At 37.1% G+C, this 6,239-nt stretch carries 9 protein-coding genes; 4 read left to right on the plus strand and 5 right to left on the minus strand.

Translation table 11 applies throughout. The features are described 5' to 3' along the window. Nucleotides 1-300 precede the first annotated feature (300 nt). The 3 genes from nuoI to rph all read right to left on the minus strand — a co-directional run bounded on the left by nuoI (nucleotide 301) and on the right by rph (nucleotide 2,812). Nucleotides 301-762: an NADH-quinone oxidoreductase subunit NuoI gene (nuoI, locus tag Sarmat_RS05685; protein ID WP_202149828.1), complete on the minus strand. Its 462-nt coding sequence runs from the start codon at nucleotides 760-762 to the stop codon at nucleotides 301-303. Between the two features lie 255 nt (nucleotides 763-1,017). Then, a complete protein-coding gene (locus Sarmat_RS05690) occupies nucleotides 1,018-1,737 on the minus strand; it encodes a hypothetical protein (RefSeq protein ID WP_202149822.1) in 720 nt (239 codons plus the stop codon). A 289-nt stretch (nucleotides 1,738-2,026) separates the two neighbouring features. Further along, on the minus strand, nucleotides 2,027-2,812 hold the full coding sequence (rph, locus tag Sarmat_RS05695) for a ribonuclease PH (RefSeq protein WP_202149823.1): 786 nt from the start codon (nucleotides 2,810-2,812) through the stop codon (nucleotides 2,027-2,029). A 65-nt stretch (nucleotides 2,813-2,877) separates the two neighbouring features. On the opposite strand from rph, the gene mraY reads away from it, so the two are divergent. Then, the gene (gene mraY / locus Sarmat_RS05700) at nucleotides 2,878-3,909 is read left to right on the plus strand and encodes a phospho-N-acetylmuramoyl-pentapeptide-transferase (RefSeq protein WP_202149824.1); all 1,032 of its coding nucleotides are present in this window, start codon (nucleotides 2,878-2,880) and stop codon (nucleotides 3,907-3,909) included. Between the two features lie 36 nt (nucleotides 3,910-3,945). After that, nucleotides 3,946-5,271, plus strand: coding sequence for an ATP-binding cassette domain-containing protein (locus tag Sarmat_RS05705; RefSeq protein WP_202149825.1), 1,326 nt, complete (start codon nucleotides 3,946-3,948; stop codon nucleotides 5,269-5,271). 86 nt (nucleotides 5,272-5,357) lie between these two features. Here Sarmat_RS05705 and Sarmat_RS05710 read toward each other — a convergent pair whose 3' ends face one another. Continuing rightward, entirely contained in the window at nucleotides 5,358-5,498 is a 141-nt protein-coding gene (locus Sarmat_RS05710; protein WP_202149826.1) for a hypothetical protein, read from the minus strand. Between the two features lie 106 nt (nucleotides 5,499-5,604). On the opposite strand from Sarmat_RS05710, the gene Sarmat_RS05715 reads away from it, so the two are divergent. Beyond that, on the plus strand, nucleotides 5,605-5,814 hold the full coding sequence (locus Sarmat_RS05715) for a hypothetical protein (RefSeq protein WP_202149827.1): 210 nt from the start codon (nucleotides 5,605-5,607) through the stop codon (nucleotides 5,812-5,814). 46 nt (nucleotides 5,815-5,860) lie between these two features. Then, complete coding sequence (locus Sarmat_RS07445) at nucleotides 5,861-5,977, plus strand: hypothetical protein (protein ID WP_410520504.1); 117 nt, start codon at nucleotides 5,861-5,863, stop codon at nucleotides 5,975-5,977. Nucleotides 5,978-6,039: 62 nt separating this feature from the next. On the opposite strand, the gene Sarmat_RS05725 is transcribed toward Sarmat_RS07445, so the two are convergent. Further along, nucleotides 6,040-6,239, minus strand: a 200-nt coding sequence (locus tag Sarmat_RS05725; protein ID WP_279611768.1) for a transposase family protein, incomplete at its 5' end; no start/stop codon positions are given.

Genomic DNA, 6,239 nt, shown 5'->3' on the forward strand with positions numbered 1-6,239 from the left:
CCACCTCAAAATCAAATAAGTCCTTAAATTTGCGATATTGATGCTTTGGACTAACTAATTGATTTAAACTTACCATTGTAATTTGATGCGCTGAAGACATTTGAAAACCTCGTTCTTTTGAGATTTATTATAACAAAAATTACCTCATCTCGCAACGGTCCCCATCTCGCAACGGTCCCATAATTGGCTTTTACAAAAATTATGATGAAAAACTTATCACGTGGTTTTACGTGACTGGTTCTATATCTAATTTGAGTTTGAAGAAGATGAGATAAAACTCGAGCCAAACATGACTTTTGTTTATTTTTGATGAGTAGCCTTATTATTTAATAATTTTTGTTGGTCATAAAGCAATAGAGTTTTAGAAGTACACGAGAACTCATGATTTTTACCTTGCACTATTGCGTCTACTGGGCATGCCTCCTGACACAAACCGCAATATATACATTTAGTCATATCTATTTCATATGTTATGGCGCAGCGCTTCCCCTCTTTATTTTCCCCAGACTCCACGCGTATTGCTGAAGCTGGGCATATAGCGGAACATAACTTGCATCCCACGCATCTCTGTTTACCATTGCTATAGGTTCTTAGCGCATGCTCACCGCGAAATTTATTGCTAAGTTTATTCTTTTGTAGTGGGTAACGAACCGTCACCTTTTTTTTAAAAAGATAAGATATGGTTAATAATAAACCATGGAGTATATCGAATAATACAATACGCCCAACAACTACTCTGATCTTTTGCAGATAAAAATGCATAGATTCCAACACATATTTTCAGCTACTCTTCTTTGAAACAACTTTCCTATGAATATCATTCTCATAACGCTCAAACGCAGAACCCTCCCTCCAAACTCACTCATAATGAATCTCTTGCAAAGTACTCTCGTAACAAATCCCTTATAAAACTCGCTGATGAGAAGAAAATACCAGGAGTAAGAAAACAGAACTTCAACAGAAGTCGCGTGCACAGCAAGAGAGAGCCCCATCTCCTCTCTCGCTGCAGATTAAGTTTTATGTATTAGGATGAAAGTGCGTCTGGGGCATATGCTCAGAAATAGAAGTTATATTATGCTTTGGGTTTTTCGCCTGATGCACATTCTTTTTTGGCGTGGCCTTGGTTTTTATTTTAACATCCTTAACTTTCACTTCCTTCGCCTTGGTTTTGTTAGCTGTTTTTGTCTGTGCCTTAGTTTTGCTAGCAGTTTTCGCCTGAGCTCCAGACTGCGCCGCGCTTGCCTTTGTTGCTGTTTTTATCGTCGCCTCTGCCTCACTCGTTGGCTTACGCTCGTTATGCGCATTAGAATTCTGTATGCTATTATTCATAAATTCTATAAAATTATCGCCAATTCTAGTAATAGCAGTTTTTGTATTATGCAACATATGCTCAGCCAGCTCGCGATACATTTCTACAGAATAATCTGTAAGTTCTTCTAAATGTTTGCGATTTTCTGCCATAATCTGCTCAACAGAAGACTTCTTTTGGTCTTGATGCAAAGAGCGGAATAAATCATGCATCTTGCGATGGCACTCTCTTATTTTATGATGATGCATATCATGAGTTTTTTTATAGCCAGACTGATGGTGGTCTACTATAACCTGTAGATTTTTCTTCACTAGATCTTCTATGTGATTTGGACTGGCAAATGGCATAGCTTTTATACTTTCTATAATCACATCTGGTGCAACAAAGAATTTGGTGAATTCTTTGTGATAAGGGTTTTCATGATACATAAGGATACCTTAAAGTTTTTTATATTGAGTTCATTGCGTTGTAATTTTTAGTACTATCGAGCCTAACGCATACTCTAAAGTTATGAACACTTAAAAGTATTAATAGTACATTATACCAAGTAATCTTACTAAAAGTTTTAATTAAACTACTTTAGGTATATATTAAAAGTGTACCATGCATCTTATTGTTTGGTCAAATGATACAATATATAAAACTCTAAATAAAACTCCAATATTACGAAAATCTGTAATTTCTTTGTAGCGAGTTTATCTCTCTATAGCGCACTATCTACTCTTTACGTCCAGCGGTATTACGCTCTAACTGCTCTACAAAACTCAGTCCACATCTTTCCTGTAGAAATAAATTCTGTTGCTCTACTATTTTCTGCACACCAATTTTCGCCAATTCCATCATCTCTAAAAATTGTTCTATGCTATATAAGCCACGTTCAGCCGCAGCTTGAATTTCGACAATATTAAAATTTTTATCTAGCACAAAGTTAGCATCGGCGACTGCGCTACTATCCTCGCTATAATTTAAATCTAACACCGCACTACCTCCAACAATACCGCAAGATATAGCTGCAATATGGGCTGCTATTGGTATAGAGTTAATCATTTGTTTTTTGAGCATGCTACGTAACAATAAAACTAACGCAACATAAGCACCGCTAATGGCTGCAGTTCTAGTGCCACCATCGGCATTAATAACGTCACAATCTAGTAAAATTTGCCCCTCGGGTAATTTTTCTAAATGCACACTACTTCTTAAAGTACGACCAATAAGGCGTTGAATCTCCTGAGATCTACCAGAGATTTTGCCACTAGCGCTTTCTCGCTGTATTCTTTCGGTGCTACAGTTAGGTAACATGCCATACTCAGCAGTAATCCATCCGCTCCTCGAGCCTCGTAAAAAATGAGGCACCTTAGTGTCCCACATAGCAGAACAAACCACGTGAGTATTGCCAAAACATACCATACAAGAAGTATCTACATTTATTAATGGGGATGATTTAATGATAATTTCTCTCGCTTCATTATATTTGCGATTATTTAGTCTTTTGAGCTGTTTCATTTTACTTAATTCTTTGATTATAATTTAGGCACTATGGCTTTTATAATTATTGCTGCATTTGTTTTATGCTTTCGCAAAATTCTACCGTATATCTACTCTATGGATTAGCTAGCGTGATTATTTCGTTTATTAGTTATATTATACTCTGCAAACCATTTATCCTTTATCTCACAAAACTTAATGGCCTACAGCCCATCAGGTCTGATGGGCCAAAATCGCATGTGGAAAGTAAGCGTGGCACCCCTACCTTGGGTGGGGCACTACTCATGGGGGTGTGCACCCCATGTGCCTTGCTGTTTGCGTATATATATAATAACCACTTAGTTTATTCTTATATTTTTCTTTTTTTAGGTTTTGGTTGTATAGGTTTCGTAGACGATTATTTTAAGCTAACCAAGAAGAGTAGTAAAGGTATCAGCGCGGGACAGAAGTTGATATTGCAATTTTCAGTTGCTTTAGTTTTTTTATTTACAATACAGAATACTCATCTTTTTGAATATTTATATATACCGTACCTAAAGTTACGATTATATTTTAATAACTGGCAAGAATGGATATATATCATTTTTCTATCAATCGTGATCGTTGGTACCACTAATGCAGTGAATTTAACCGATGGTTTAGACGGTTTACTTGTTGGTCCGATAATTTTTAATCACATTTCCCTGATATTATTACTACTATTTTTGGACGAATTGCAAAATTCATGCTATCATCAAAGCATGCTACAGCTTTTACCAACAATTTGCTCAATGATTGGGGCTTTATTAGGCTTTTTGTGGTTTAATGCTTACCCAGCCCAAATTTTTATTGGGGATACTGGTAGCATGGCATTAGGCGCATTTCTTGCTGGGTTTGCTGTAATAACTAAGCAAGAACTGCTATTACCTATCATAGGACTAGTGTTTGTGTGCGAAGCACTTTCTGTGATACTGCAGGTAGGATGTTTTAAATTTACTAAAGGTAGGCGCATCTTCCGTATGGCGCCTCTACATCATCATTTTGAACAGCTAGGGATGAATGAGGTAAAGATTACCATCAGATTTTGGATAATTGCATTTCTTTGTTCTCTAGTTGGTTTACTCTCTATTATATAAAACAATAGAACTAGACCATAGGTTATAAATCTCACAATGCTTAATACTATTTTGCAGCTTAAAGATTTATGTTATCACGTACAACATAAAGACGATATTGGATATAGCATTTTGCATAATATACAATTTAGTTTGCAAGACGGGCAAATAGTAGCGCTACTGGGTAGGTCCGGCTGTGGCAAATCCACCTTGCTTAGAATCATGGCTGGGTTAATTATCCAATCTAGTGGCGAGCGTCAATACACTCTTCCTATTCAAAAAAATGAATTTGAGGTGGGTATGATTTTTCAGAACTTCGCTCTTTTTCCATGGCTCAATGTGCAAGAGAATATAGAGCTACCACTATATAATTTAGCGCTCACTAAAACTGAAATACAACAAAAAGCATTAGATATTATCGAGTTGATTGGCTTGGACGGCTTCGAAAGCTCCATGCCACACGAACTTTCGGGCGGTATGAAACAGAGGGTGGGATTTGCCAGAGCTTTAGTATTAAACCCAAAAATTTTATTAATGGACGAACCCTTTTCTGCCCTAGATATCCTTACGGCTAATTTGCTAAAAAACGATTTTCTAGACTTATGGTACTCGCGACTAGCATCGGAAAAAGACCAAGTAAAAGCCCAAAGTATTTCTGGTATTAGAGGAGTAGTGCTGGTAACTCATAGCATAGAAGAAGCTGTGATGATGGCGGATCGCGTACTTATTTTAGATTCAGATGATTCAAAACACAGAACTAATCGTATTCTCGAATTCGCGATTCACCTAGCCCATCCCCGAGACGTGAGCGATGTTAAATATAAAGAGTATGTGGATTTGATTTATGCGCAGATGATGTCTAGTAGCAAGCAATCTCAGAATGCTACTGCCGCATCAGACTGGTCTTTGCCGCAAGTTTTACCAACTCAACTCGTGTTTGTTGTAGATACTATTTACGAATGTCATAATCACAGGGCAACTCTTAACTATCTTACTAATAGCTTATATGCATCTGATATCAGTGAGATTATACCTCTCATAGAGGCATTGCATAAAATGGAGTTTGTTGAGTCTATACAACAACAAATTGCTCTTACTCCTAACGGAATCATCCTTGCTTCAGACATGCATCAACGCAAAACTTTGCTTGCTGTACGAATGCTCAAGCACTTTCCTTTGCTAGGCTATGTGCACGACCTACTGAAGAGTAGCTCTGCAGAGAGGATGAGCAGGAGAAAGATGTCGAGAAAAATAGCAAATCTAGTGCCGAATGCGAAGATAGAGGAGAATTTAGATATGTTAATGCATTGGGGGAGGTATACCGGGCTATTTTACGCAAATGAAGAGCGTACTTATATATGGCTGGATCAGAGTAGCGAATAAGAATGACCTATTTGCATAGTCGTAGTATAGTAGACCTACTGCGTAAGTAAGATTTTAAGGGATAAGTTTCAAGAGAAGCTATGAATTTACTTATGAATTGCAGTAGACCTCTTTCCTAACTCTACTCCTGATGGCAACTGTGGCGACGTTGTCGATGCGCAAGTCCTCACGTACTTCATGTACGCTGCGGCTCTGTGCTTCGTATACTCCTCGCATTTGCTCATCATGAGTGAGTTTCGAAGGAGGTCTAGTATATATGGAGCTACAAAACTTTTAATACACTAGATCTCTTCAGAAACTAGATTTTAGCTAAAAATTATTACAATAGACCTCTTGCATAACCTATTCCGTGGGGTAATTTTGTTGTCAAAACTCCTTTGCGCTCCTCATATACTAGAGTATGCTGCGGTGCTCAACATCATTTTTCCTAAAAATTCCTCTTTCATTTTTAGGTTATGCAACAGGTCTATTATAAAATCATATGGAGCGACGCATGTTGCATCATTTAAAGGAGTTTATTTGCCAGAGAGTTCTTTAAGTTGACCACTGAAGGTTTTTATGATGCTAACTTGTACAAAAACGTAATATTATTGAATTCTTCTTCGGCAGAATAAAGGAAAATAAACAGATTACTATGAGGTTTGATAAAATGGATCGCACTTTCCTTAGCTTTATCGCTCTTGTTTTCGCTAGACCTCTTGCGTAAGTATTTAATTAACAATTAGCCAATGCGAGGGGTGAAGAAGGTTGTTCGTGATTATTTTAGCATCAAGCGGCAAGTAATTTATTAACGAAATCATTTTTGAAATTAACAATTCCAGCAACAATATTAAACTTTAGATTATAGCCCCTACGCTTATTGCGATATCTATGAGATAAAATACGAAAATTCTTTAGCTCTGCAATAACATTCTCAACCTTGATTCGCCTCTTAGAGACAATATGGTTGTATTTCTTTTGCCAGTAAG

It is taken from the genome of Candidatus Sarmatiella mevalonica, assembly GCF_016751895.1.
Lineage (GTDB): Bacteria > Pseudomonadota > Alphaproteobacteria > Rickettsiales > Rickettsiaceae > Sarmatiella > Sarmatiella mevalonica.